We start from the raw sequence: 24,868 nt of genomic DNA on the forward strand, positions 1-24,868 counted from the left end.
TGCCTCTGTGCGTGATCTGGCGAAGCTCCCCAAGGCCCACCTCCACCTGCACTTCACCGGTTCCATGCGACCGGCGACGCTGCACGACCTCGCCGCGCAGTACGGCGTACGGCTCCCGTCGGCCCTGCTCGACGGGGACCCGCTGCGCCTGCCCGCGACCGAGCGCGGCTGGTTCCGGTTCCAACGCCTGTACGACGCCGCGCGCGCGTGCGTGCGCTCCGAGGCCGACATGCGCCGGATCGTGCTCGAGGCCGCGCAGGACGACGCCGCCGAGGGGTCGGGCCGTCTCGAGATCCAGGTCGACCCGACCTCGTACGCGCCCTTCGTGGGCGGCATCTCGCCGGCCGTCGAGATCGTGCTCGACGCAGCGCGGGGGGCCAGTGCGGCGACCGGGACGGAGGTCGGCGTGATCGTCGCGGCCTCCCGCATGCGCCACCCGCTCGACGCGCGGACCCTCGCGCGTCTCGCGGCCCAGTACGTGGGCGACGGCCCGGGCGAGGTCCTGGGCTTCGGGCTGAGCAACGACGAGCGGCGCGGGGACACCGCGGCCTTCGCCCCGGCCTTCTCGATCGCCCGCCGGGCGGGCCTCGCGCTCGTCCCGCACGGGGGCGAGCTGCTCGGCCCCGACCACGTGGACGAGGTGCTCACCGATCTCGACCCCGACCGGATCGGGCACGGGGTGCGCTCGGTCGAGGACCCGCGGGTCCTCGAGCGGGTCGTCGAGCGCGGGGTCGCGCTCGAGGTGTGCCCCGCCTCGAACGTGTCGCTCGGGGTGTACGACGACGGCGCGCAGGTCCCGCTCGGGGCGCTCGTCGACGCGGGGGCCCAGGTCGCGCTCGGCGCCGACGACCCCCTGCTCTTCGGCTCGCGCCTCGTGGCGCAGTACGAGTCCGCGCGGACCGAGCACGGGTTCTCCGACGTGGAGCTCGCGGACCTGGCCAGGTCCTCGATCCGGGCGAGCCGTGCCGGGGCCGCGACACGGGCACGGCTGCTCGCGGGCGTCGACGCCTGGCTCGCCGAGGATCCCGTGGCGCCGTCGGACGCACCCACCCCTGAGGGCGATCGGTCGGCACGGTGACCCCCCGAGCCATGGACACCGGCGAGGGCGTCGACGAGGACGCCACGGCGACCGGTGACACACGCTCTCATCCCTCTCTCATGCGCACCCGAGATACTCGCGCCATGCGACGGACGACGGTGTGGGTGATCGCGCTCGTGCTGATCGCACTCGGCGGGGGCGCCGGGGCGGTCGCACTCGTCTCGGCGAGCCCGCCCGACCGCGACCTGCGGGGTCTCGTCGTGCTGACGCCGGCACCCACCCCCGTGGAGAGCACCCCGCCGTCCCCGACCCCCACGCCGCCACCCGACGAGACGACCGACGACGAGCCGGACGACGACAGCGAGGGCGACGACGAACCGGTGACGCCGAGCTCGCCGCTGGTCCCCGTCCAGCCCGCCCCGCCCCGCAGCGGGACGGACACGGTCGGCAAGACCCCTGACCAGACCTACGACGACGGCATGTACCACCCGGGCGAGCAGTACGACGACGGCATGTACCGCCCGTCCGACGAGTACAACGACGGCATGTGGACACCAGACACGGGGAACGGATGATGGCGCAGCACACCCCGGGCACCGGGCCCGCGCCCCACCGTGCCCCCTCCCGGCTCCAGACCGTCCGCGCCCGGATCCTCGGGGCGGTGCTCGCCCTGGCCGCTCTCGGCCTCATCATCGCGGGGGGCGTCGCCTACACGGCCCAGCGCGCGCACGTCGACGACCGGATGGACCAGTCGCTCATGCGCTCGCTCGAGGAGTTCGAGGCCCTCGCGCACGACGGGGTGCACCCCTCGACCGGGGAGAGGTTCACGTCCTCGGACGACCTCGTGAACACCGCGATGCGGCAGACCGTCCCCGCCCCGCACGAGGGCATGATCGGGTTCCGCGGCGGCCGGGCGCAGTGGATCGCCGCGACGCCCGTGCCCCTGCGGCTCGAGGACGACGAGGTCCTCATGGACGCGCTCGAACCCCTCTCGACGGGTCGGGACGTGGTGCTCCGGGAGATCACGACCCCGGTCTCGAGCTACCGGGTCCTCGTCGTGCCCGTGACCGACGGCGACGTCCCGTCGGCGCTCGTCCTGGCGTTCGACCGCAGCGCCGAGCACGCCGAGTTCGACCAGGTGTTCCGGACCTACGCGATCATCGCGGTCGTGGCCCTGCTGCTGATCGCGGCCGTGGGCTGGCTCGTCGCGGGGCGTCTCCTGCGACCGGTGCGGCTCCTCGGCCAGACCGCCCGACGCATCAGCGACACCCACACCTCCGAGCGCATCCCCGTCACGGGCAACGACGACATCTCGGACCTCACGCAGGCGTTCAACGAGATGCTGGACCGCCTCGCCGCCGCCTTCGACGCCGAGCACGAGCTCCTCGACGACGTCGGGCACGAGCTGCGCACCCCTCTCACGATCGTGCGGGGGCACCTCGAGCTCATGGACCCCGGCGATCCCGAGGACGCCGCGAGCACCCGCGACCTCGCGCTCGACGAGCTCGACCGGATGCACCGTCTCGTCGACGACCTCATGACCCTCGCCACGGCGGGCAGCCCCGACTTCGTGCGGCTCGAGGAGACGGACCTCGGGCGGCTCACGGACGACATCCTCGACAAGGCCCGTCTGCTGGGCGACCGTCGGTGGACCGTCGACGCGCGTACCGGGGTCACGGCTCACGTCGACGAGCAACGCCTCACGCAGGCCTGGCTGCAGCTCGCGTCCAACGCCGTGAAGTTCTCCGCGCCCGGTTCCACGATCACCCTGGGCTCCGCGGTACGTGACGGTCGGATCCGCCTCTGGGTGCGCGACGAGGGGATCGGTGTCTCACCCGACCAGCTCGAACGCATCTTCGTCCGGTTCGCGCAGGCCGAGCGCGAGCCGGCGTTCCGGGACGGTGCGGGGCTCGGCCTCGCGATCGTCAGCGCGATCGCCGGGGGACACGAAGGACGGGTCGAGGTCTCCTCGACCCGCGGCTTCGGCTCGACCTTCACGCTCGACCTCCCGCTCGACCCCGGCCCCTCGGCCGCCGTCCCCGACACCGCGGACCACGGTGGCCCGGGCACGGCCTCCATCGTCCCGAGGTCTCCCCTCGCCAGCACGACCGAGACACCCCTCACCATGGAGATCCCGGTCATCTCTCGGGCCAGTCAGGGTGAAAGGACATCGTTGTGAGCCAGATCCTCGTCGTCGAGGACGAGACCCGGATCTCGTCGTTCGTGACCAAGGGGTTGCGGGCCGCCGGATACGCGAGCGCCGCCGTGACCACCGGCCGGGAGGGTTACGACCTCGCCCAGACCGGGGACTACGACCTGATGATCCTCGATCTCGGCCTCCCCGACCAGGACGGGTTCACCGTCCTGCGCCGCCTGCGCGCTTCCCGCAGTACCATCCCGGTCATCATCCTCACGGCCCGGTCGTCCGTGACCGACACCGTCGCGGGGCTCGAGGGCGGTGCCGACGACTACATGGTCAAGCCCTTCCGTTTCGAGGAGCTCCTGGCGCGCATCCGGCTGCGCCTGCGGACCGAGCCCGCCGGGGAGGTCACGGTCCTCTCGCACGGCTCGCTCAGCCTGGACCTGCGCACCCGCCGGGCCCGTACCGAGGACCGTGAGGTCGACCTCTCCGCCCGCGAGTTCGCGCTGGCCGAGACGTTCCTGCGCAACCCCGGTCAGGTCCTGAGCCGTGAGCAGCTGCTGTCGCGGGTGTGGGGCTACGACTTCGACCCGGGCTCCAACGTGGTCGACGTCTACGTGCGGTACCTGCGCAACAAGCTCGGTGCCGAGCGCGTCGTGACGGTCCGTGGCATGGGCTACCGGCTGGCGGACCCTGCAGCCTGAGCCGCTGCCGGCCGTGGACCGCAGCGGCCACGGGACGACGAGAGGGCGGAGGCCCGTGTGCCTCCGCCCTCTCACGTACGGTCGGTGACGCGCCGACCGCTGAGTCGCCCCGCCGGGGCGCCCGCCCTAGGGGGTGGGCGCCGACGGGGACGTCTGTGCCGAGACCGGGCTCTGGGAGCTCACCGGGCTCGCTGCCGTGGCCGTGGTCTGCGCGGAGACCACCGATCCCGCGGTGTTCGTCGACACGGTCGTCGTGGAGCTCGACCGGTCGAGGTCCGAGGGACTCGGGGTCGTGCCCACGCCCGGCGTCGTCGTCGCGGCGTCGCCGGACTCGACGACGGCGGGGGCATCGACGTCCGCGCGCGCTTCGGCTGCGGCCATCGTCGCGCCGAGCCCGACGCCGAGCACTCCGAGCGTGCCGGTCGCGATCCAGATCTTGCGTGCGTCCATGGTTCTACCTCCTCAGACGATGGGCAGCCGAACCGCTGCCCCGTCGTCACGAGGCTCACAGCCGGGCATGAGAGGAGCAGGAGCCGGAGGTGAGAGGACTCTCAGACGCGTCTCGGCTCCCGCGAGGAGCTCCTCGGCCACACCGAGCCAGGCCTCCGCGAGCGCCTCGCGGGGCGCGCCCGGCAGGAGGGACAGGACGACGCCCGCGCTGCGCGCACGCAGCCCGATCGGATCGGTGGCCTCGCCGAACACCGCGAGACACCGGTCGACGAGGCCCTGGACGCCCGGGTAGACCTGGGGCGCGAGGGTCTCCAGGACCGCGAGGTGGCCCGTCATGCAGGCCAGGTCGTCGATGCGGTGGCCGGGTCCCAGGGTGTCGACGTCGAGCACCGCGGCGACACGTCGACACCCGGCTCCGCCGACGAGCAGGACGTTCGCCTCGTAGAAGTCGCCGTGCGTCGCGACCACGGGTCCGGGGTCCCGGTCGGCCACGATCCGGCGCAGGGAGCGTTCGAGCGCCTCGATGCGCGCGGCATGGCCGGGAAGGCGCCCGACGGCGGCGCGCGCGTAGTGCTCGGACCGCTCGGCCCACGCGGTCCGCCGCTCGAGCAGCACGGCGTCCCTCGGGAGAGCCCCGAGGGCGCGGAGCAGCTCCTGCGGGTCGATCGTGAACGGCTGCTCGTGCCTCGGGGTGGACGCGATCGCCGAGGCCAGCGTCTCCTCCGGCCGTGCCGCGAGCACCAGGATGCCCTCGCCGAGCGAGGCGAGCACGCGCGGCGCGGCGGGCGGGGCCGAGAGCGCGTAGCCCATGGGTGCGGCCTCCGCGACCAGGAAGAGGTCGTGGCGGATGCGGAGGTCCGTCACCCTGTCCGGACGGACGACCTTGAGATAGACGTCGCCGTCGGTCGTCCGCGCCCGCAGCACGGCGCGACGCAACGGACGGTACGTCACGAGGTCGAGCCCCAGGACGAGGGGAGCGTGCGGGTCGAGCGAGCGCCACCGGTCGGTGAGCGCCGCGGCGTCGCAGGCCGTCGCCAGACCGGGCAGCAGGGGGTCCACGGGGTGGCGCCACACGTGGACGGTCTGCTCGCCGTCCACCAGGCGCAGGATCCCGCGCCGCTCGACGACGTCCGGCGGGAGGTCCGCGGTGGTGGCCACGAGATACTCGGGTCGTCCGGCTGGGGGGCGGGCACCGTCGCCCCCTCCGCGCACCGTGACCTCGTACCCCACGCTCACCTCGGCGCCGGGGCGGGCGTGCACCTGGTGCACGCGCCACGAACCGAGGGTCACGTGATCGACGGCGAGCGCTGCCTCCAGGAGGTCACCCGCCCGGGGACCGGTGAGGAGCTGCGCAGCGGTGTCCATGGGAGCAAGGACACCGCCCTGGTGTGATGTGGACATGAGGGCTGCGTGAGAGACCTCTCACGCAGCCGCGCGGGCACGTCCCGGGGCAGTCGCCCCCGTCCCCATGCTTCACAACGATTGCGCAACCCCTGCCCCCAGGAGGCGCCACGCCTCGGTACGTCGTGGGACCGTGGTCACACGGGGTCTGCGGAGGACCCCACCTCGAGGGGGAGCTCGCATGACGGATCGATCGACGAGGAAGACCTGGGCAGCGGCGACGGCCGCCGTGCTCGCGATGCTGCTCGTGGGCGGGTGCGACGCGCTCGGCCCGCGGGTCGAGAGCGGCTCGGGAACGGCGTCGGCGTCCCCGAGCGCGTCCTCGCGCAGCACTCCGCGACCTTCCACGACACCGAGCGAGTCCCCCGCTCCGAGCCCGGCTCCCGAGGTCCCCACCCCGACGCCCACGGTCGAGCCCGCGCCGCCACCGGCACCAGAGCCCCCGCCCGTCGAACCGCCGCCGCCGGCAGAGCCGGACCCCGCGACCGTCGAGCTCGTCCGCGGGAGCACGGGCGAGCGGGTCACGGCGCTCCAGCAGCGGCTCGTCGACCTGGGCTACTGGGGCGCGGCCCCCGACGGCGTGTTCGGTCCGGGTACCCAGCAGGCCGTGTGGGCGCTGCAGAAGGCCGCGGGCATCGGTCGCGACGGCCGCGTGGGTCCCGCGACGCAGGCCGCGCTCGACCAGGGTGTTCGGCCCGCCGCGCAGAGCACGTCGGGCCACGTGATCGAGATCGACATCGCCCGCCAGCTCGTGCTCGCGGTCGACGACGGCCAGGTCACCAAGGTCTTCAACGCCTCCTCGGGCAACGGCGAGCAGTACGAGGCCAAGGGGCGGACGTACGTCGCCAAGACCCCGCGCGGGACGTTCCAGGTGGGCCGCCAGGTCGACGCGAACTACGAGTCGAAGCTCGAGCTGGGCAGCATGTGGCGGCCCAAGTTCTTCACGGGCGGGATCGCGGTGCACGGCTCGGGCTCCGTCCCGCCGAGCCCTGCGTCCCACGGGTGCGTGCGCGTCACCAACGCCGCGATGAACTGGATCTGGGACTCGTGGGGTGCCCCGCCGGGCACGACCGTGCTGGTCTACTGAGCGTCGGGCGGCGCGGTCCGCAGGGCCGAGCGCCCACGGCGAGGCGAAGGCCCAGGGGCCTCGGCGGCCCTCCTCCACGGCACGGTCCGGCCGGGGCCGGACACGTCAGAGCGCGACGCCCACGAGGACCGGCTCGGGGACGAGCTCGATCCCGAACGTGTCGAGCACGCCGTCGCGCACGGCCCGCGCGAGCTCGACGATCTCCGCCGCGCTCGCGCCGCCCCGGTTGGTGAGCGCGAGCGTGTGCTTGGTCGAGAGCGTCGCGGCGCTCGACGGACCGTGCACCCCGAACCCCTTGGTGAAGCCTGCGTGCTCGATGAGCCAGGCCGCCGAGGTCTTGACGAGCGTGGGGTCGATCTCGCCGAGGCTCGGCCCGGTCGTGCGGGCCGGGAGTGCCGAACGGACGGGGAAGCGCGGGGCGTCGGTCGGCAGGAGGTCGGCCTGGTCCGCGGCGACGACCGGGTTGGTGAAGAAGGACCCGGCACTCCACCGGTCGTGGTCCGGGGCCGCGGGGTCGTCGAGCAGCATGCCCTTGCCGCCACGCAGCTCGAGCACTGCGGCGCGGACGTCGACGCTGGGCGCGCGCTCGCCGACCTGCACGTCCAGCCGACGAGCGAGCTCGGGGTAGCCGATCGGTGCGGACAGCGTCCCGAGGCGCATCTGCAGGTTGACCTCGAGCACGACGTAGCGCGGGGACGGGTACCAGATGTCCCCGCCGTCGGGCGAGGCGTGCATGGTGCGCTTGAGGACCGACGTGCGGTAGCCGAAGTCGAGGTCGAGCAGCGCCAGCACCCGGATGCGCGACTGCGCGCGGTCCCACACGCGCACCGAGGCCACGACCCCTGCGACCTCCTGGCCGTACGCACCGATGTTCTGGACCGGCGCAGCCCCGACCGTGCCGGGGATGCCGGACAGCGCCTCGACCCCGACCCACTCCTGCGCCACGGCCCGCTCCACGAGCTGGTCCCAGTCCTGGCCGGCGGTCACGGTCAGGCTCCCGCCCCCGCACGTGTCCTCGGCGTCGATGCGGATCTCGGCGCGCACGTCGCGCACCACGACCCCGCCGAACCCCTCATCGCTCACGAGCAGGTTGGACCCGCCGCCGATCACGAGGAGCGGCTCGCCCGCCGCGTCGGCCGCGCGGACCGCGTCGACGAGCTCGGCCTCGGTCGTCGCCTCGACGTAGGCGTCGGCGGGGCCCCCGACACGCAACGTCGTGAGCTCGGCCAGGGTGGGCTGCTCGAGGACCTCGCGGGTTCCGGGCGCGGTGCCCTCGGTGACGGCTTCGACGGCGGACGCGCGGCGCGGAGAGGTGGCGGTCATGGGTCCAGCCTAGTTCGAGGCTCGTCCCGACCACGCCGAGCCCTGCCGGCCCTGCCTGCCCTGCCTGCCCTGCCTGCCCTGCCTGCCCTGCCCAGCGTCCCCGACACCGCCCGGGGCGCTCAGTGCGCCGCGGCGCCCCCGCCGCCTGCGGCCGTCGGCAGCGGCTTGGCCGCGTTGACGACGAGCAGCCCGATCACGAGCGGCACCGCGATGACGAGCAGCGCCGGACGGTAGCCGCCGATGTGCTCGGCGAGGAACCCGATGAGCGGGGGCCCGACGAAGAAGGCCGAGTACCCGATCGTCGAGACGACGCTGACCCTGACCGCGGCGTGCGCGGGGTCGTCCGAGGCGGCGCTCATCCCGACGGGGAAGCCGAGCGCCGCACCCATGCCCCACAGCACGACGCCGACGAGCGCGACCCACAGGTTGGGCACGAGAGTGAACACGAGCAGGCCGACGAACGCGAGGCCCGCCGAGATGCGCAGCACGGCCACGCGTCCGAAGCGGTCGAGCAGGCCCGTGCCGAGCAGTCGCATGCCCGTCATGGCCGTCAGGAAGATCCCGAGCCCCACGGCGCCCATCGCGTCGGACGTGCCGAACCCGTCGACGACCGCGAGCCCGACCCAGTCGTTCGCCGCGCCCTCTGTCAGTGCCGCGGCCAGGACCACGAGGCCGATGAGCAGGGTCCGCGGTTCGCGCCACGCCGCGAGCGCGCTGCGCGCGCCCTTCGAGGAGTGGACGGCGGTCGCGGGGTCCTCGCCCGCGGCGTCGTCGGTGCCCGACGGCGCCGCACCGGCCGCGTGGACGTCGCCCGCAGGCAGGAAGGACCGGACGCACCACACGACACCCAGGAGGCTGAGCGCGAGCGCGACCGCGAGGTGCCACTGGACCGGCACGGCCGCGAGGGCGGCCAGGGCGCCGACGCCTGCGCCCGCCATGGTGCCGAACGAGAAGCCCGCGTGGAAGCGAGGCATGATCGCCTTGCCCAGGCGTTGTTCGACGGCCGCGCCCTCGATGTTCATCGCGGCATCCCAGATACCGGTCCCGATGCCGAACAGGAACAGGCCCACGCGCACGACGTCGACCGAGCCCTGGGACACCCCCGTGACGGCCACGACGAGGCCGACGACGTTGACCGTGGCGAAGAGCAGGACGGCGCGCGCGGCGCCGACGCGCTGCACGACCACGCCCGCGAGGGGCAGCGCGAGGAGCGACCCGATCGCGGCGAAGAGCAGCAGAAGGCCCATGCTGCCCTCGCTGAGCCCGAGCGCGTCACGTACCGCGGGCAGGCGCGAGGCCCAGCTCGCGAAGTTGAACCCGTTGAGGAAGAACACCGCGAAGACGGACCAGGTGGCCGCCTGGACGGCTCGGGTGGCGCTCACGGCGCTCTGCCCGCCGGGGAGCGGCGAGGGCGGGGTGGTCATGCGGAGGTCTCCTCGCGTCGGTGGGAGGTCGAGCCGGTCGAGGCCGGCTGCGTCGTCGGGGTGGTGTCGCCGGGGGCGTGCCGCCGGACGGACCGGCGGCGACGCGTGCGCACGGTCGACGGTACCGGGTGATTGCTTACCACGCGGTCAGGCTCCGTTCGCTGGTCGGCGGAGGTGTCGCCCCCCTCCCCGACCGTCCGCACGACGCGCCCCTGCCCGGGAACGGGACCTCCGCCGTCGGGCAGGGGGTGCGACGACGTGCTCGGGGCGAGCGGCGCGACCTTGGTCGACAGGAGAACGCTGACGACCATCGCGACCACGATGAGGACGAGCGCGTGCCGTGCGCCCATGGTCTCCGCCGCGATACCGAGCAACGGCGGCGCGGCGAGCGAGGCCATCGACGAGAACGCCGAGACGACCGAGACACGGCTCGCGGCCTGGAGCGGCTCGTCGGACGCCGCAGCGATGCCGATGGGCACCGCGAGCGCGGCGCCCATGCCCCACGCGAGCACGCCGACCCCGGCGAGCGGCAGGTTCGGGGCGAAGCCGAAGAGCAGCAGGCCGCCGATCGAGGCCACGCCCGACACGCGCAGGACGACGACGCGCCCGTAGCGGTCGATGAGGCGCGTGCCCAGCAGGCGCATGATCGTCATGGCCCCGACGAACGCACCGAAGACCACGGCACCGACGGCCTCGGTCTGGTCGAAGCCGTCGACCACCGCGAGGGACAGCCAGTCGTTCGCCGAGCCCTCCGACAGCGCCGCGGCCATGATGACGAGGCCGATGAGCAGAGTGCGCGGCTCGCGCCAGGCACCGAGCGCCGCCCCCAGGCGCACGCGGCGCGAGCGCGGGTGCAGCACCGCGGCAGCCTCGACCCCGTCGGGGCTGGCGTCGCCCAGACGCGCCTCGACCCGCGGGCGGGGCAGCGTCGCGTGGACGAACATCGGGATGCTCACGAGGCGCCAGACCGTCGCGACGACCGCGGTGCCCGCGAACTGCACGAGGACCGGGACGTCACCCGCGGCGCTCGCCGCGCCCACGAGCGAGCCGACGACCGCGCCGATGCTGAAGGCGGCATGGAACTGCGGCAGGATCGTGCGCCCGGTGCGACGTTCGACGCTCGCGCTCTCGACGTTCATGGGCACGTTGCCGAGCGAGAAGGCCACACCGTTGAGGAAGATGCCCGTGGCCAGCAGCGCGACCGACCCCGTGGCCGGGCCGACGCCCAGGAGCACGAGCGCGGCGGCGAAGAAGGCCGTCGAGGCGAGCATGGTCGCCTTGCCGCCGAAACGGTTGACGATCGGACCGGCCAGCGTGACGGTCATCAGGGCGCCGATCGCGCCCGCGAGCAGCACGAAGCCCAGGTCCTTGGGCGTCATGTCGAGCGCGTCGCGGACCGACGGGATGCGGGCGAGCCAGCTCGACATGGTGATGCCGTTGAGCAGGAAGATCCCCAGGAGGGACCAGCGGGCGCGGGAGAGGCCAGGGTCGAGCACGGGTCGAATCGATTCGATTCCTGCGTCGGGAGTGGCCTTCGAAACGATTCGAGACATGGGGTCAATTCTGCGGGTAGTCTGGCCGCGCCGTCAAACACCTTTCCGCGCGCCACGCCGGATCCGAGAACGTCCAGATGACCGGCAGAGGGGCAACGATGACCGAGACCGAGCAGGCACCCAGGCCGCCAGGCCGTCCGACCCTCGCGCGCGTCGCCGCGCTCGCCGGGGTCTCGGTGTCCACCGCGTCCCTCGCCTTCTCCGGCGCCGGCCCCATCACCCCCGAGACGCGCGACCGCGTCATGGCCGCGGCGGACGAGCTCGGCTACACCGGCCCCAACCCGCTCGGGCGCCAGCTGCGCTCCGGGAAGTCCGGGATCGTCGGCGTCGTGATCGGCGACCAGCTCAAGCGCGCGTTCCGCGACCCCGTCGCCGTCCAGGTCCTCGACGGGCTCGTCTCCACGCTCGGGACCAGCGGCCTCGGCGTGCTCCTCATCCCCGGCATCCCCTCCGACGACCCCTCCCGCGCGGTCGACCCCCTCATCGAGAGCGCCGCGATGGACGTCGCGGTCCTCGTGTGGGGCGTGGGCACGAACGACGCCACGCTCGCCGCCCTCCAGCGCCGCGGCGTGCCCGTCGTGATCGGCGAGGGCCGCCCCGTCCCCGGCACCCCGCTCGTCGGCATCGAGGACCGGCGCGGCACGGCCGACGCCGTCCGCCACCTCGTCGAGCTCGGCCACACACGCATCGCCGAGATCTCGCTCCCCCTCGACAACTCGCGCCGCAGCGGGGTCATCGACGCCCGACGCCTCGCCCAGGCCGACCGCACCCCCACCCTCAACCGCCTCGCCGGGGTGCGCGACGTCGCCGAACCCCTCATCTCGTGGGAGACCGAAGCCTCGCTCGTCGAGCACGGGCACACGGCTGCCGTCGAGATCCTCGGCACCTGGGTCCCCGCCGACGAACGCCCCACCGCGATCATCGCCCACTCCGACCTGCTCGCCGCGGGCGCGATCCTCGGCGCCAAGGAGCTCGGGCTGCGCGTCCCCGAGGACCTGTCCGTCGCCGGGTTCGACGGCCTCGACCTGCCCTGGCTCAGCCCCGACACCCTCACGAGCGTCCACCAGCCCCTCGCCGAGAAGGGCTCCGAGCTGGGCAACGCGGTCGTCGCGCTCCTCGCCGGGAAGGAACCGGAGACCGTCATGCTCGACGTCGAGCTCGTGGTCGGCACCACGACCGGGCCTGCGCCGGGCGCCTGAACCGCCTCCCTCGGCGCGGCCCGTGACGCACGAAGGGCGCCTCTCCCGTGCGGGAGAGGCGCCCTTCTGCGAACCGTGTTCCGGCGGGCTAGAGGCGGACGACCGCCTGAGCCTTCATGAGGACCTTGGCCCCCTCGAACGTGACCGTGAGGTCGACGCGGACGGTCCGGGCCTCGAGGTCGACCGCACCGATCGCGCCCGACACCGAGATCACGGCCTCGCCCGGGTTCGGCACGGGGACCGGACGCGTGAAGCGCGTCTGGTAGTCCACGACCGCGCCCGGGTCGCCGGCCCAGTCCTCGACCAGCGCCACGGCCGCGCCCATGGTGAACATGCCGTGCGCGATCACACCCGGGAGATCGACGCTCTGCGCGAAGGTGTCGTTCCAGTGGATCGGGTTGAAGTCGCCGCTCGCACCGGCGTAGCGGACGAGGCGCGCCCGGTCGACCGCGATCTCACGCGTCCCGACGACGTCGCCCACCGCGAGGGCGGAGAGGTCCGGTCGCGCGGCGCTCACCGGGGAGACGATGTGCTCGGTCATGCGTCCTCCCCGCGGACGACGAGGCTCGACGTGACGGTCGCGACGGGCTCGACGGTTCCGGAGCCGTCTGCCGCGAGGGCGCCGATCTCGGCGCGCGTGGTGACCATCGAGATGCCGGCCCGCTGCGTGATCGAGTCGACGTGCAACACGGTCACGAGCTCGTCGCCGGCGACGATCGGACGGTGGTGCACGAACCGCTCGTCGGCGTGCACGACGCGCGTGAAGTCGACGCCGGCCTCAGGGTCCTGGATGAACGGGGCCTCGGCGCGCTGCGCGACGATCACCGCGAACGTGGGCGGCGCGATCAGGTCCGGATAGCCCAAACCCCGCGCAGTGGCCACATCGTGGTGCGCGGGGTGGGACGAACCGACAGCAGCGGCGAACTCGCGGATCTTCTCGCGGCCGACCGAGTACGGGGCGGTAGCCGGGTACTCACGACCGGCGTAGTCAGCGTTGATCGCCATGCGTGCGGAGCTGCTCAGCGGAGCCGCTGGATCAGCGGGTCTCGCGGTGAGCGGTGTGCTTGCCGCAGCGCGGGCAGAACTTCGCCAGCTCGAGACGGTCGGGGTCGTTGCGGCGGTTCTTCTTGGTGATGTAGTTCCGCTCCTTGCAGTCCACGCATGCGAGCGTGATCTTCGGGCGAACGTCTGAGCTCTTGCTTGCCACGGTAGTGCCACCTCTCGCGCCTCCGGAGGGCGCTACGTGCTTGCTAGGCCGCACGGCGCCGGCCGCCGTACGGTGTGTTGTCAGGAAGTGGTAGCGGGGGCGGGGCTCGAACCCGCGACCTCACGATTATGAGCCGTGCGCTCTGACCAGCTGAGCTACCCCGCCGCGTGATGAACGCGGGGTCGTGTCGCCAGTATTCCAGCGAGACGACCCCGCGTCACTTCACAGAGCCCCGAAAGGGAATCGAACCCTTGACCTTCTCCTTACCATGGAGACGCTCTGCCGACTGAGCTATCGGGGCAGCGGTAAGAAGATTACACGGGTTCTGGCGTGGTGCGAAATCGGCTCCGGCGACCACCCAGAACCCCAGTGATCAGGCCGATTTCGCCACCCTGGCCACCGCACGGCCACCCCCGTGCCGCGAGGCCGACCGAGGCGCCCGACGTGACCGACATGTCCTGACCTCGACGCACGTCACACTCGCCCGGCGGCATCCACCTCGGCAGCTCGCCTCGACGCACGCCCCGAAGGACGGCCACACGTCGCACCCCGACGCCGCACGCGGACGGTGGCCGCCGGCCGGAGGACCGTGGCGAGCTCCGCCGTCGGGCGCGGTGGCACGTGGGCCGACGGCGCAGGGGCCGACGGTGCGTGCGCGCGGTGGCACGTGGGCCCGACGGTGCGTGGCCAGGGCGACACCCTCCCGTCAACGCGAACGAGGCGCCACCCGGTGGGTGACGCCTCGTTCAGGTGCGTGGCAGGTGAGGGATTCGAACCCACGAAGGCTATGCCGTCTGATTTACAGTCAGATCCCTTTGGCCGCTCGGGCAACCTGCCATGTTGAGTTGTGCACTCTCACCGGACCGCCCGGACCGACCGTGCCGAGGCACAACCGAAGGACGCTTCCGAACTGCGGGAGCGTGGCAACAGTACAGCGAATCCGGCTCTGGAGGAAAATCGACCCCTCACGATCGCCCTGCACCCGCTTACAGTGGACCGTGAGCCACACCCCCCAGCCTTCCGCGCACGACCTCTCGGCGACCACCGGCACCCCCAGCGGGACCGCCACCGGCAGCCCCGGCGGCGCCGCCCCGCTCGACCGACTGGGCCTGACGCTCGGCGCCGGTGCCTACGTGCTGTGGGGCGGGATGCCCCTCTTCTTCCCGCTCCTGCAGCCCGCCGGGCCCCTGGAGATCATCGGCCACCGCGTGGTCTGGAGCCTCCTCTTCTGCCTGCTCCTGCTCCTGGTGATGCGCCAGTTCCCCGCCTACCGGGCCGCGTTCCGCTCGCGCCGGACCGTCGGGCTGCTCGCGATCGCCTCGGTGCTCGTCGCCACCAACTGGACCGTGTACGTCTACGGCGTCCTGTCGGGCCACGTCCTCGACGCCGCCCTCGGGTACTTCATCAACCCGCTCGTCACGGTGCTGCTCGCGGTGCTCGTGCTCAAGGAACGGCTCCGGCCCGCGCAGTGGGTCGCCCTGGGGATCGGGACGGCGGCCGTGGTCATCCTCACGATCGGCGTCGGGCAGCTCCCGTGGATCGCCCTGACCCTGGCGACGTCGTTCGGCCTGTACGGGCTCGTCAAGAACCGGGTCGGCCGCGACGTCGACGCCCTGCCCGGGCTCGCGGTCGAGACGACGCTCCTGTTCCCCGTGGCCCTCGGCTACCTCGTGTTCCTGGGGATCACGGGTACCGGGACGTTCGCGGCCGAGGGGACGGGGCACGCGCTCCTGCTCGCGTCGAGCGGCGTCGTCACGGCCCTGCCCCTGCTGATGTTCGGCTCGGCCGCCCGCCGCCTGCCCCTGAGCCTCGTGGGCATGCTGCAGTACCTGGCCCCCGTCCTGCAGTTCCTCGTCGGCCTGCTCGTGTTCCACGAGTCCATGCCGCCCGCGCGCTGGGCGGGCTTCTCGCTCGTGTGGCTCGCGCTGATCGTGCTCAGCGTCGACGGGCTGCGCGCGATGCGGGCGTCCCGGCTCGCGGCCCGCTGACCGCCCCGACGGCGTCGTCGGGCTCGCCGGGCGGCCACCCGAGGCGACGCCCCGGCCACCCGCGCACTACCGTTGACCCCAGACCAGCCCACCTACCGTGTCAGGAGAGCACCGTGGCCGATTCATCGATGGACATCGTCAGCAAGGTCGACCGCCAGGAGGTCGACAACGCGCTCAACCAGGCGATCAAGGAGATCCAGACCCGCTACGACTTCAAGAACATCGGCGCGTCGATCGCCTGGAGCGGCGAGAAGATCGTCATGGTCGCGAACTCCGAGGAGCGGGTGCTCGCGATCCTCGACGTCTTCCAGACCAAGCTCATCAAGCGCGGCATCTCCCTCAAGGCGTTCGACACGGGCGAGAACGAGCCCAAGCTGTCGGGCAAGGAGTACCGCCTCGAGGGTGTGCTCAAGGAGGGCCTCGCGGGCGAGAACGCCAAGAAGGTCACCAAGATCATCCGCGAGGAAGGCCCCAAGGGCGTCAAGACCCAGATCACGGGTGACGAGGTCCGTGCGACGAGCAAGTCGCGCGACGACCTCCAGACCGTCCAGTCGCTGCTCAAGGGCGCGGACCTGGACTTCGCGGTGCAGTTCACGAACTACCGCTGACCAGCTCCTGACGGGCGCGTCGCTGCTCGGGCTCCGGCCCGACGGCGGCGCGCCCGTCCGCGTATCGGGTCACGCCGTGTCAGCCCCTGACGTGCGGGCGTGCCGCTCCCCCGCGGACCTAGACTCGCGGCGTGGACACTCACCGGCTCTCGTCGCCCGAGGCCCTCGCCTGGGCGGGCTGCGGGCCGTGGTCGCGCGGCGGTGACGCCGCCGCCGCGGGGGCCGGGTTCACGGGCGGGCCGACGCTGCGCCCCGAGGTGGACGCTGCGGGTGTCGAGGTCCTGCTCAGGCGCCGCGAGGCTCTCTGGGCGCGTCTCACGCCCCTCGCGTTCCTCGGTGTGTCGATGCCGATGCTGTTGATGCCGTCGTCGACGAACCCGCTGTCCTGGACCTGGCGGGTGGCCGCGGTGGTCGCGGCAGCCGTCGTCGTGCTTCTCGCGGGCTGGGTCCGCCGCACGCGGGAAGGCCGCGTGGCCGCCGCGCTGAGGGCGGGCGGGCCGACAGCCCTCCTGCTCGCCACGTGCGTCCCGGCTCGCGCCGGCTGGGGACTGGATCTCGCGGCCGCCGACGCGCCGGGCGTCGTCGTGGCCTCCGTCCGGAGCCCCGTCCTCGGCACGGTCCTGGCCCGCTTCGCCGACCAGGAGCTCTCCCGCACCCTCTCCTCCGACACCCTACGCAGAGCGCCGTGGCGCACGTGGGCCGCAGAACCCGTGCTCGTGGTGGGCGGCCGGTCCGCGTCCGCGGTCACAGCACTCCAGGGGACCGACGGCGGCCCCTGGATCCTGTCGAGGGCTCGTCGCCGACCCACGCGACGCGATCGTGTCGCGACCTCCGAGCGGCAAGGAGCCCTCGCATGACCGGACCGGTTCGTCCTCGGGTGGTCGCGACCGACCTCGACGGGACCCTGCTGCGCTCGGACGGCACGGTCTCCGACCGCACCCGCCGTGTCCTGGCCGCTCTGGACGACGCCGGCACCCAGGTCGTGTTCGTCACGGCCCGACCGCCCCGCTGGCTGGCCGAGGTCGGGCGCCTGGTCGGAGGGCACGGCGTCATCATCTGCCTGGGCGGCGCGTGCGTGTACGACGTCGGCACGCGCCAAGTCGTCGAGTCCCGCGGTTTCGCACTGCCCGCCCTGCGGGACGTGGTCCGCGACCTGCGCGCCGCGGTGCCCGGTGTCGCGCTCGCCGTCGAGCAGGTCGACGGCCCGGTGTTCGACTCGACGTTCCGGCACGAGGAGGACATGCCGGACTCCTGGCGCGGGCCGGTCGAGCGCGCACTCGACTCCCCCGTCGCCAAGCTGCTCGCGCGCACCGACGCCCTGGGCCAGGACGAGTTCTTCGAGCAGGTGCTCGACGTCGTGGGCGACCGCGCCCTGCTCGCGTTCTCCGGGGCCGCGGGGCTCGCCGAGCTCCTCCCTCCCGACGTGACCAAGGCGGGCGCGCTGGCGGCCTGGTCCTCGTCCCACGACATCGGCGCCGACGAGGTCTGGGCGTTCGGCGACATGCCCAACGACCTGCCGATGCTCACCTGGGCGGGAACGTCGTACGCCGTAGCGAACGCCCACCCGGAGGTGCTCGCGGCCGCGACCCACGTCACGGCGTCGAACGACGAGGACGGCGTCGCGGTCGCCCTGGAGAGGCTGCTCGACGGGTCGTTCCCTCGCCGGGGCGCAGCCCCGTCGACGCCGACCGAGAGGCAAGGAAGGTGATGCGCGTGCGACCGGTCGACGGTCCCCGTCGGGCACCCTCGACCGTGGGCGGCCGGAGGCGGGCACCGGTGCTCGCGGCCGCGCTCGCCCTCGCGCTCGCGACCGCCGGGTGCGCTGGCCCGACCGACCCGCGGGTACCCTCGTCGACCTCGTCCTCGCCGAGCGCCGCGCCCGACGACGCCGTGCTCACCACGTTCTCCTACGGCCCGCGCCCCGCCCAGTCGGCCGACCTGATCCTGCCCGCCGCGCTCGCCGGACGCACCGAGGAACTGCGTACGCCGTCCGAGGTGACGGGTGGCGAGGAGGCGGGCGAGACCGTCGACGTCGTCGTCCTGGTCCACGGCGGCGGCTGGGGCGCCGAGTACGACCGCTCGTCCGAGGCTGCGGTGGCCCGCGACCTCACCGACGACGGCGTCGTGGTGTGGAACCTCGACTACCGCGGCGTGGGCGCCGCCGACCCCGCCGACGAGGGCGGCTGGCCCCGCACGTTCGAGGACGTGGCAGCGGGCCTGGACCTGCTCCCCGAGGCCCTCGGGACCGCCGGGCTGACGCCGGGGCGCGTGGCCGTCGTCGGGCACTCCGCAGGCGGGACCCTGGCGCTGTGGCTCGCGGCCCGGCACACCCTGCCCGACGGCGCCCCCGGCGCCTCGCCGCGGGTGCTGCCCGACCTCGTGGTCACGCAGGCGGGCGTGAACGACCTGCTGGGCGCCCGCTCCGCGAACGGGGCCCGCGGGCCGGTCGAGGCGCTCATGGGCGGTTCGACGACCGAGGTCACGGACGACCGGTACGACCTGGCGAACCCCACGACACGACTCCCGCTCGGCGTCCCGACGCTCGTGACGACCGGCGACCTGGACGCCGTCGTCCTGCCCTCCGTCGCGGCCGACTACGCCGAGGCGGCGCGGGCGGCCGGGGACGACGTGACGCTCGCGGTGATCCCCGGCGAGGACCACCTGTCGCCCCAGAACCCCCGCTCGGGCGCGTGGGCAGCGGTGCGCGACTGGCTGGCCGAGCGGGGTGTCGCCCCGTCGGCGGTCGGGGTCTCCCCCGCGCCCTAGACTCGCGCCCGTGATCCACGACACGCATGTCCTCTCCGGGGCGGAAGCCGCCCCTTGGGCACGCCGCCCACCGCGAACGCTGCTGCCGCTGCTCGTCGTCGCGGTCGTCCTGTACACCTTCACGGTCGCGGTGATGCTGGAGGCCGGAGACGGCTACGCCACCGGGCCGACGCTCGCCGACGTGGAGGGCCCCTGGGCAGCGGCGATCTCCTCAGCCCAGGGCGTCCTGCTCGCGTCGCTCGGGCTGGTCTGGGCCGCACCGCGCGTCACGACGTGGGCGGCCGCCGCTGCGCTCGCCGTGCTCGCGGGGGCGCCGGCGCCCGTCGTGCCGGCAGACGTCCGGACCGCGGCCGCCGTGCTCGCGGTGGCCGCGACCGGGTCGACCCTCATGGCCGTGCACCAGCGCGCCGGCGCCGCCGCCTGGGGCGTCGGGCGTGCGCGGGTGACGCCGGACACGACCCCCGACGCCCGCGCCCACCTGCAGCGGCTCCGTCCGGCACCGCTCGTCCTCGGGAGCCTGCTCGTGCTGGCCGGGGCGGTGGGGGTCGCGTTCGCCGTCCTGGACCAGCGCGCGGCGGACCAGTTCCGCGCGACCGCGGACATCGGCCTGGGCACGGTCGTCGGGCTCACCGACGGCGCCTCGGTCGCGACCGTCGAGCTCGACGACGACACGCGCCTCGAGGTGCCTCTGCCCGTCACGACACCGTCCGTCGGCGACACGGTCGAGGTGCGGTTCGACCGCGACACCGGCAGGGCGGAGCGGGTCGACGACGTGTTCGACCCGACGGGTGCACTCATCCCTGGAGCCGGCGGCCTGCTCGCCGGAGCCGTGGTGCTCGCAGGGGTCGCCGGCCGTCGCCGCGACGTGCGCCGACTCGTCGAGCAGGGCGCACCGCCCCTGCGGCTCGTCGCGACCTGGTCCCCGGGGCACCGGGGCATCCTGCTCGCGACCGTGGACGACCTGCGCCCCATCGCGCTCGTCCCGCACCCCGTGCCGACCTGGCCTCTCCACACGGCCGAGTCGTGGGGAGACGACCAGGACGAGGGTGCGGGCGGCGTCTCGTCCGACGACGACGCGCTGCTCGCCGAGGCTGCCCGGCCGGCGCTCCCGGACGAGGGCGGTCTCCGGTTCGGACTCCCCTGCACCGACTGGCGCACGACCCCGGTCACGGTCGTCGGGCTCGTGCAGGACGGGCGCCCTGCGGCCGTGGCCGGCCCGGACGGGCACTGGTACGTCGGCGACCTCCCGGTCCGCGGTCCGGCCGGGATCGTCGACGTCCTGTCCCGCCGGTGACGACCGTGGACGCCCGCCCGCCCGTCGGTGTCGGTGCACCCGCAGGCCGCATCACGCGCCGTCCTGCGTCCTCGCTCGTCGTCGGGCTGGCATGGGGAGCTGCGGTCGTCGCAGGCCGGCTGCTGGGCTCGCCGGGACCGGGCACGAGGTAGAGGTCACGCGTCGAGGGAGAGGGCTTCGGACCTCTCCCTCGACGACAAGGCTCTACGTGGGCGGCGGAGACCGTCGGGGCGGGAGACTCGGGCGCCCGCGCCTCAGTAGCGCGTGATGCCACCCTGCTGGCCCGCCATGCGCTCGAGACGCTGGATACGGTCGGCCATGGGCGGGTGCGTCGCGAACATCTTCGCGACCCCCGCCCCGCGGAACGGGTTGGCGATCATGAGGTGCGACACGTCGACCAGGTCCCGGTTCTGCGGCAGGGGCGCGCGCGCCGTCCCCTGCTCGAGCTTGCGCAGCGCCGAGGCGAGCGCGAGCGGGTCGCCCGTGAGCTTGGCGCCGTCCTCGTCGGCGTCGTACTCGCGGGTCCGGGAGATCGCGAGCTGGATCACCATCGCGGCCACGGGGGCGAGGAGCGACATGGCGATCGCCGCCAGCGGGTTGCCGCCCCGCTCCCGGTTGCCACCGAAGATCAGCAGGAACTGAGCCAGCGACGTGATCACGCCGGCCATGGCGCTGGCCACGGACGAGGTGAGGATGTCGCGGTTGTACACGTGCATGAGCTCGTGGCCCAGGACGCCGCGCAGCTCGCGCTCGTCGAGCAGGACCAGGATGCCCTCGGTGCAGCAGACCGCCGCGTTCTTGGGGTTGCGGCCCGTCGCGAAGGCGTTGGGCGCCTGCGTGGGCGAGACGTACAGCTTGGGCATCGGCTGCCGCGCGGCGGTCGAGAGCTCGCGCACGATCCGGTACATCGCGGGCTGCTCGAGCTCGCTCACAGGCCGTGCGTGCATGGCCCGGATCGCGATCTTGTCGGAGTTCCAGTAGCCGTACGCCGTGGTCACGAGACCGATCGCGACGAAGATCCACAACGTGCTGGCCGACCGTCCGAACACGGCCCACAGGCCCAGGATCACGACCCACATGATCCCGAAGAGCCCTGCGGTCTTCAGACCGTTGAAATGCTGATGACCCACGCTCAGCCCCTTCCGTCGAGCACAGGATGCCGTGGTGCGAGCATCCACCGGGAGAACGCTCGGCGCACGCGGGGGGTTCCCTCCGGCCTCGGAGCAGCGGTGGTGGGCCGCCCTGCTGCCTCGCAGGTCATCCGGGGACGACGACGGCGCCCGGCCCGGGTGGGGCGGGGCGCCGTCGCGGTGCGTGGCTGCCTCAGGCCTCGGTGGCTGCCTCGGTCTGGCGGCGGGCGATGCGGATCATGTCCTCGCGGGGCACGACCTTGACGCGCTCGCGCCCGTGCGGCTCCCCCAGGGTGCGCTCGTGGGCGTCCAGGACCTCCCAGTCGGCCCACTGGACCACGTCGACCCCGCGCTCGGTCAGGAACTCCAGGACGGCCTCGGGCGAACCGTGCGGCGCGACGCGACCGGCCTCGAGGTCACCCTCGACCGCCTCGGCGCCCTCGGACGCGGCGACGGCGCCGGTGACGTCCTCGACGAGGTGGCGCACGGTCTCGGACGCGTCGGACTTGGTGTGCCCGATCAGCCCGACCGGGCCACGCTTGATCCACCCCGTGGCATACACCCCCGGGATCTGCGCACCATCGATGTCGATGACCCGACCCTCACGGTTGGGAATCACACCCTTGAGATCGTCGAACGGGATCTCGGGCAACGGCGACCCGAAGTACCCCACCGCGCGGTAGACCGCCTGCACCGGCCACTCGACAAACTCCCCCGTCCCGCTGACGGTCCCGTCCCCGTTCAACCGCGTCCGCTCCGTGCGCAACCCCTCGACCTTGCCATCCCCCAGCACCGCGACCGGCGCATGCAGGAAATGCAGGTGCAACCGCCGCGAAGCCGTGAACTCCGACGGGTCCTTCAACGTCCAGTCCGTCAACGTCTTGACGACCTGCTTCGTCTGGTTCGAGGAGTTGATCGCCGCCATCGACCCCTCGTCGAACTCGAAGTCCTCCGGATACACGATCACGTCCACGTCCGGCACGTGCCCCAGCTCGCGCAGCTCCAGCGGGGAGAACTTCGCCTGCGCCGGACCACGACGCGCGAACACGTGCACGTCCGTCACCGGCGACTCCTTCAACCCCTGGTACACGTTCTCCGGGATCTCCGTCGGCAACAGGTCATCGGCATGCTTGGCCAGCACCCGCGCCACGTCCAGCGCCACGTTCCCCGCCCCCAGCACCGCGACCTGCCGAGCCTCGAGCGGCCACGTGCGCGGCACGTCCGGGTGACCGTCGTACCAGGACACGAAATCGGCCGCACCGAACGAACCCGGCAGATCGATCCCCTCGATCGCCAACGCCGCATCCCGGATCGAGCCCGTCGAGAAGATCACCGCGTCATAGAACTGCCGCAGATCATCCAGCTTCAGATCCACCCCGTACTCGACATTGGCGAGCAGGCGCACATCGCCCCGGGCAAGGACCTTGTGCAACGCCACGATGATCTGCTTGATGCGCGGGTGGTCCGGCGCCACCCCGTACCGGACCAACCCGAACGGCGCAGGAAGACGCTCGAACAGGTCGATACTCACCTCGACGTCCGTCTTCGACAGAATGTCCGCCGCATAGATACCAGCAGGACCAGCGCCAACAATGGCGACACGCAACGGACGAGAGCTGCTCACAGGAAAGAACGCCTTCCGGTCGAGGAGGGGAGGTCGGCCCGCAGGAGGTGGGCGGACCGGTCACGCGGGCTGTCCGGGTGAGTCCGCGGCCGCCAACGGGAGAACCACTCGATTGTACGACTGAGGTGAACCTTCACACTGACAGCCGGTCTCGCCTGATGGAATGCCGTCTCATGATCCGGCCGAATGTTACGGATCGGGCGGACGGATCTGGCCGACGGATCTGGCCGACGGATCTGGCCGACGGCTCGCGCGGACGCGGTTCGCCGAGCAGGGCGGCGTCCGGGGCGCCGGGAGCCGACGCCCGGGGCTCCCCGGGTCGGCGCCCGGGTCGGCGCTCGGGCCGTCCATGCCCTCAGTTCTCGAAGAGCCGCAGGAAACGGTTGTCGAACCGCGGCCGCCAGTCGAGAGACCGGAGCGTCGAGAAGACCGGGACCTTGACGGTCGACGGGCTCGCCGACACGGCAGAGAGATACGAGACCTCGTAGGCCCGGTCCCCCGTCGACGTCACCCGCTGCGCGACGATCACGCTCGCCGACCGCGCACCGAAGGTCTTGCCGCGGTGACCGTCCCAGCGCGCCTCGGCGTGGACGCCGGCCGGCGAGGCCGCCACGCTCCGACGGGACCGTCCGCTGATCTCGGTGAACCGGTAGGTCCCGCGTCGGGCGTCGAGCCGCACCACGAGCCGGTAGGACCTGGCCGCCTGCCCCGCACCGAGCAGGGACTCCCACCTGGCCTCCCAGCCCGTCCAGGTCAGCGTGACCTGCGCACCGTGCTTCCACGGCTCGACCGAGGCCGAGTACGGCAGGTCCTGCGACCCGATGGCCAGGAGCGCCGCGACGACGACGTCGAGCGGGGCCGCGTCCGTGACCTGCGGCGAGCCGACCGCCGCTCTCACGCCGTGATCCTCAGGCTCTCCTGGATCGCGCGGATCTCCGCCAGCACCTTCGCGGCCTGGTGGCCCGCGCACGAGCCCGTCACCTGGACCAGATCCACGACCGGGCCACGATCCACGACCGTCGTCCGGACCGCCTGGACGAGCGTCCCGCCCGACGCGTCCGGGAAGGCTCCCTCGATCCGGAAGCCCGGAAGCCCACCGACCTCGAGGTCCTGCCGTCCCATCTCGGTGAACCCCTCGACCCCCGTCAGCTTCGACACGACCTCGTCGGCTGCCTGCTGCACCGTGAACGGCTTGCGCGACCGCGACACCACGACGATCACGTTGGGACGGAACTCCCCCGCCTGCGCGACCCGGGCCAGCGCGATCGGCAGGGCGACCTCGGGCAGCGGGACCCATCCGTCCGGGCAGTCGATGCTCACCCCGACCGTGGCGGGGAAGTCGGCACTGGGGTAGGCAAGCACGCTGCTCATGGATCATCCTTCGTGGACTCGTCGGTACCGGCGGGAGGTGGCCGGGTCGGCAGAGCCAGTCTGCCAGGCTCACCGGTGCCCCCCGGCGGCGACGTACCTCGGCGGCACGGGGCCCAGCGGCACCGTCGGGTGCCGCGCGTGAGCGCCCCCTGGGGTGGACAGCACGAGGGGCACGGGATCCGCTGGATCCCGTGCCCCTCGGTCGAACAGGTCAGAGCGCCCCGGAGGTCGCCTCCTGGTCGATGGCGTTCCGGTTCGCGGCCTGGCCCGCGTCCGAGAGAGCCTGCGCGACGGTCTTCAGCGCCGCCGTGTGGGCTCCCGCCCACTGCTCACGGAACTGGTCGCCGTCCTGGCCCTGCCACCAGACACCGGCGAGCTGCGAGTCGAGGCGACCGCGCAGCTCCTCGATCTGCTCCGCGGACCGCTGCAGCTCCGTCGCGAGCTGCTTGACCGCGCCTGCATCCATACCGAGCTGGTTGCTCATGTGTCACTCCTTGCTGTTCAAGGCCCCCCTGCGGGTGACCGGCGTGTTCTCGATGTGGATACTCAACCACAACGAG

25 protein-coding genes and 3 tRNA genes are annotated in these 24,868 nt (G+C 73.1%); 12 read left to right on the plus strand and 16 right to left on the minus strand.

What is annotated here, in order from left to right:
• The first annotated feature begins 7 nt into the window (after positions 1–7).
• From JOD49_RS06415 to JOD49_RS06430, 4 genes are all read left to right on the plus strand, one after another.
• On the plus strand, positions 8–1,078 hold the full coding sequence (locus tag JOD49_RS06415; protein ID WP_205306435.1) for an adenosine deaminase: 1,071 nt from the start codon (positions 8–10) through the stop codon (positions 1,076–1,078).
• Positions 1,079–1,182: 104 nt separating this feature from the next.
• Complete coding sequence (locus JOD49_RS06420) at positions 1,183–1,614, plus strand: hypothetical protein (RefSeq protein WP_205306436.1); 432 nt, start codon at positions 1,183–1,185, stop codon at positions 1,612–1,614.
• Positions 1,614–3,218, plus strand: a complete 1,605-nt coding sequence (locus tag JOD49_RS06425; protein WP_205306437.1) for a sensor histidine kinase — start codon at positions 1,614–1,616, stop codon at positions 3,216–3,218. The genes JOD49_RS06420 and JOD49_RS06425 overlap by 1 nt, the downstream gene beginning before the upstream one ends.
• Positions 3,215–3,883: a response regulator transcription factor gene (locus JOD49_RS06430; protein WP_191791574.1), complete on the plus strand. Its 669-nt coding sequence runs from the start codon at positions 3,215–3,217 to the stop codon at positions 3,881–3,883. The genes JOD49_RS06425 and JOD49_RS06430 overlap by 4 nt, the downstream gene beginning before the upstream one ends.
• Positions 3,884–4,009: 126 nt before the next feature.
• Here the strand turns inward: JOD49_RS06430 and JOD49_RS06435 are convergent, their stop codons facing one another.
• Positions 4,010–4,333: a hypothetical protein gene (locus JOD49_RS06435; RefSeq protein ID WP_205306438.1), complete on the minus strand. Its 324-nt coding sequence runs from the start codon at positions 4,331–4,333 to the stop codon at positions 4,010–4,012.
• A gap of 12 nt (positions 4,334–4,345) precedes the next feature.
• Positions 4,346–5,734, minus strand: coding sequence for a phosphotransferase family protein (locus JOD49_RS06440; RefSeq protein WP_205306439.1), 1,389 nt, complete (start codon positions 5,732–5,734; stop codon positions 4,346–4,348).
• A gap of 181 nt (positions 5,735–5,915) precedes the next feature.
• Between JOD49_RS06440 and JOD49_RS06445 the strand changes: the two genes are divergently transcribed.
• Positions 5,916–6,821 (plus strand): L,D-transpeptidase family protein, encoded by a 906-nt coding sequence (locus JOD49_RS06445; RefSeq protein WP_205306440.1) that lies wholly within the window; start codon positions 5,916–5,918, stop codon positions 6,819–6,821.
• Between the two features lie 105 nt (positions 6,822–6,926).
• Here JOD49_RS06445 and JOD49_RS06450 read toward each other — a convergent pair whose 3' ends face one another.
• The 3 genes from JOD49_RS06450 to JOD49_RS06460 form a co-directional block, all read right to left on the minus strand.
• Positions 6,927–8,144, minus strand: a complete 1,218-nt coding sequence (locus JOD49_RS06450; RefSeq protein ID WP_205306441.1) for a UDP-N-acetylmuramate dehydrogenase — start codon at positions 8,142–8,144, stop codon at positions 6,927–6,929.
• A gap of 119 nt (positions 8,145–8,263) precedes the next feature.
• Positions 8,264–9,568 carry an MFS transporter gene (locus JOD49_RS06455; RefSeq protein WP_205306442.1) on the minus strand — a complete coding sequence of 435 codons (1,305 nt, stop codon included), beginning with the start codon at positions 9,566–9,568 and terminating at the stop codon, positions 8,264–8,266.
• Entirely contained in the window at positions 9,565–11,064 is a 1,500-nt protein-coding gene (locus JOD49_RS06460; RefSeq protein WP_307822422.1) for an MFS transporter, read from the minus strand. The genes JOD49_RS06455 and JOD49_RS06460 overlap by 4 nt, the downstream gene beginning before the upstream one ends.
• Before the next feature lie 155 nt (positions 11,065–11,219).
• Between JOD49_RS06460 and JOD49_RS06465 the strand changes: the two genes are divergently transcribed.
• Positions 11,220–12,320, plus strand: a complete 1,101-nt coding sequence (locus JOD49_RS06465; RefSeq protein ID WP_205306444.1) for a LacI family DNA-binding transcriptional regulator — start codon at positions 11,220–11,222, stop codon at positions 12,318–12,320.
• An 88-nt stretch (positions 12,321–12,408) separates the two neighbouring features.
• Here JOD49_RS06465 and JOD49_RS06470 read toward each other — a convergent pair whose 3' ends face one another.
• The 6 genes from JOD49_RS06470 to JOD49_RS06495 all read right to left on the minus strand — a co-directional run bounded on the left by JOD49_RS06470 (position 12,409) and on the right by JOD49_RS06495 (position 14,364).
• Complete coding sequence (locus JOD49_RS06470; RefSeq protein ID WP_205306445.1) at positions 12,409–12,861, minus strand: MaoC family dehydratase; 453 nt, start codon at positions 12,859–12,861, stop codon at positions 12,409–12,411.
• Positions 12,858–13,325 (minus strand): FAS1-like dehydratase domain-containing protein, encoded by a 468-nt coding sequence (locus tag JOD49_RS06475; protein WP_205306446.1) that lies wholly within the window; start codon positions 13,323–13,325, stop codon positions 12,858–12,860. The genes JOD49_RS06470 and JOD49_RS06475 overlap by 4 nt, the downstream gene beginning before the upstream one ends.
• Positions 13,326–13,356: 31 nt before the next feature.
• Entirely contained in the window at positions 13,357–13,527 is a 171-nt protein-coding gene (gene rpmG / locus JOD49_RS06480; RefSeq protein WP_030151977.1) for a 50S ribosomal protein L33, read from the minus strand.
• Positions 13,528–13,615: 88 nt separating this feature from the next.
• A tRNA-Met gene (locus JOD49_RS06485) sits at positions 13,616–13,692 on the minus strand.
• Between the two features lie 63 nt (positions 13,693–13,755).
• Positions 13,756–13,828, minus strand: a tRNA-Thr gene (locus tag JOD49_RS06490).
• A gap of 454 nt (positions 13,829–14,282) precedes the next feature.
• Positions 14,283–14,364 (minus strand) — tRNA-Tyr (locus tag JOD49_RS06495).
• 161 nt (positions 14,365–14,525) lie between these two features.
• Here JOD49_RS06495 and rarD point away from each other — a divergent pair.
• The 6 genes from rarD (at position 14,526) to JOD49_RS06525 (ending at position 20,183) form a co-directional block, all read left to right on the plus strand.
• Positions 14,526–15,515 carry an EamA family transporter RarD gene (gene rarD, locus JOD49_RS06500; protein WP_205306447.1) on the plus strand — a complete coding sequence of 330 codons (990 nt, stop codon included), beginning with the start codon at positions 14,526–14,528 and terminating at the stop codon, positions 15,513–15,515.
• Positions 15,516–15,628: 113 nt separating this feature from the next.
• Entirely contained in the window at positions 15,629–16,123 is a 495-nt protein-coding gene (locus JOD49_RS06505) for a YajQ family cyclic di-GMP-binding protein (RefSeq protein WP_205306448.1), read from the plus strand.
• A 131-nt stretch (positions 16,124–16,254) separates the two neighbouring features.
• Positions 16,255–16,980, plus strand: coding sequence for a hypothetical protein (locus JOD49_RS06510; RefSeq protein ID WP_205306449.1), 726 nt, complete (start codon positions 16,255–16,257; stop codon positions 16,978–16,980).
• Entirely contained in the window at positions 16,977–17,831 is an 855-nt protein-coding gene (locus JOD49_RS06515) for an HAD family hydrolase (RefSeq protein WP_205306450.1), read from the plus strand. Before JOD49_RS06510 ends, JOD49_RS06515 begins: the two co-directional genes overlap by 4 nt.
• The gene (locus JOD49_RS06520; RefSeq protein WP_205306451.1) at positions 17,831–18,889 is read left to right on the plus strand and encodes an alpha/beta hydrolase family protein; all 1,059 of its coding nucleotides are present in this window, start codon (positions 17,831–17,833) and stop codon (positions 18,887–18,889) included. The genes JOD49_RS06515 and JOD49_RS06520 overlap by 1 nt, the downstream gene beginning before the upstream one ends.
• A gap of 10 nt (positions 18,890–18,899) precedes the next feature.
• Positions 18,900–20,183 carry a hypothetical protein gene (locus JOD49_RS06525; protein ID WP_205306452.1) on the plus strand — a complete coding sequence of 428 codons (1,284 nt, stop codon included), beginning with the start codon at positions 18,900–18,902 and terminating at the stop codon, positions 20,181–20,183.
• Between the two features lie 254 nt (positions 20,184–20,437).
• On the opposite strand, the gene htpX is transcribed toward JOD49_RS06525, so the two are convergent.
• From htpX to JOD49_RS06550, 5 genes are all read right to left on the minus strand, one after another.
• Positions 20,438–21,313, minus strand: coding sequence for a zinc metalloprotease HtpX (gene htpX, locus JOD49_RS06530; RefSeq protein ID WP_205306453.1), 876 nt, complete (start codon positions 21,311–21,313; stop codon positions 20,438–20,440).
• Between the two features lie 193 nt (positions 21,314–21,506).
• Positions 21,507–22,937, minus strand: a complete 1,431-nt coding sequence (locus tag JOD49_RS06535) for an FAD-dependent oxidoreductase (protein ID WP_205306454.1) — start codon at positions 22,935–22,937, stop codon at positions 21,507–21,509.
• Positions 22,938–23,292: 355 nt separating this feature from the next.
• Positions 23,293–23,835, minus strand: a complete 543-nt coding sequence (locus JOD49_RS06540) for a hypothetical protein (protein ID WP_205306455.1) — start codon at positions 23,833–23,835, stop codon at positions 23,293–23,295.
• Positions 23,832–24,308 carry an LpqN/LpqT family lipoprotein gene (locus tag JOD49_RS06545; RefSeq protein WP_205306456.1) on the minus strand — a complete coding sequence of 159 codons (477 nt, stop codon included), beginning with the start codon at positions 24,306–24,308 and terminating at the stop codon, positions 23,832–23,834. Before JOD49_RS06545 ends, JOD49_RS06540 begins: the two co-directional genes overlap by 4 nt.
• 211 nt (positions 24,309–24,519) lie before the next feature.
• The gene (locus tag JOD49_RS06550) at positions 24,520–24,792 is read right to left on the minus strand and encodes a WXG100 family type VII secretion target (protein WP_205306457.1); all 273 of its coding nucleotides are present in this window, start codon (positions 24,790–24,792) and stop codon (positions 24,520–24,522) included.
• Positions 24,793–24,868: the final 76 nt, after the last annotated feature.

This window comes from Oerskovia jenensis, from assembly GCF_016907235.1.
In the GTDB taxonomy this organism is placed as follows: Bacteria; Actinomycetota; Actinomycetes; order Actinomycetales; family Cellulomonadaceae; genus Oerskovia; species Oerskovia jenensis.

Excerpts from the sequence above, each read along its gene's own strand:
- JOD49_RS06435 (WP_205306438.1), bottom strand. The coding sequence starts at position 4,333 with ATGGACGCACGCAAGATCTGGATCGCGACCGGCACGCTCGGAGTGCTC.
- JOD49_RS06445 (WP_205306440.1), top strand. The coding sequence starts at position 5,916 with ATGACGGATCGATCGACGAGGAAGACCTGGGCAGCGGCGACGGCCGCC.
- JOD49_RS06545 (WP_205306456.1), bottom strand. The coding sequence starts at position 24,308 with ATGAGCAGCGTGCTTGCCTACCCCAGTGCCGACTTCCCCGCCACGGTC.
- JOD49_RS06515 (WP_205306450.1), top strand. The coding sequence starts at position 16,977 with ATGACCGGACCGGTTCGTCCTCGGGTGGTCGCGACCGACCTCGACGGG.
- JOD49_RS06440 (WP_205306439.1), bottom strand. The coding sequence starts at position 5,734 with ATGTCCACATCACACCAGGGCGGTGTCCTTGCTCCCATGGACACCGCT.
- JOD49_RS06450 (WP_205306441.1), bottom strand. The coding sequence starts at position 8,144 with ATGACCGCCACCTCTCCGCGCCGCGCGTCCGCCGTCGAAGCCGTCACC.
- JOD49_RS06425 (WP_205306437.1), top strand. The coding sequence starts at position 1,614 with ATGGCGCAGCACACCCCGGGCACCGGGCCCGCGCCCCACCGTGCCCCC.
- JOD49_RS06420 (WP_205306436.1), top strand. The coding sequence starts at position 1,183 with ATGCGACGGACGACGGTGTGGGTGATCGCGCTCGTGCTGATCGCACTC.
- JOD49_RS06455 (WP_205306442.1), bottom strand. The coding sequence starts at position 9,568 with ATGACCACCCCGCCCTCGCCGCTCCCCGGCGGGCAGAGCGCCGTGAGC.
- JOD49_RS06465 (WP_205306444.1), top strand. The coding sequence starts at position 11,220 with ATGACCGAGACCGAGCAGGCACCCAGGCCGCCAGGCCGTCCGACCCTC.
- JOD49_RS06475 (WP_205306446.1), bottom strand. The coding sequence starts at position 13,325 with ATGGCGATCAACGCTGACTACGCCGGTCGTGAGTACCCGGCTACCGCC.
- JOD49_RS06520 (WP_205306451.1), top strand. The coding sequence starts at position 17,831 with ATGCGCGTGCGACCGGTCGACGGTCCCCGTCGGGCACCCTCGACCGTG.
- JOD49_RS06470 (WP_205306445.1), bottom strand. The coding sequence starts at position 12,861 with ATGACCGAGCACATCGTCTCCCCGGTGAGCGCCGCGCGACCGGACCTC.
- JOD49_RS06550 (WP_205306457.1), bottom strand. The coding sequence starts at position 24,792 with ATGAGCAACCAGCTCGGTATGGATGCAGGCGCGGTCAAGCAGCTCGCG.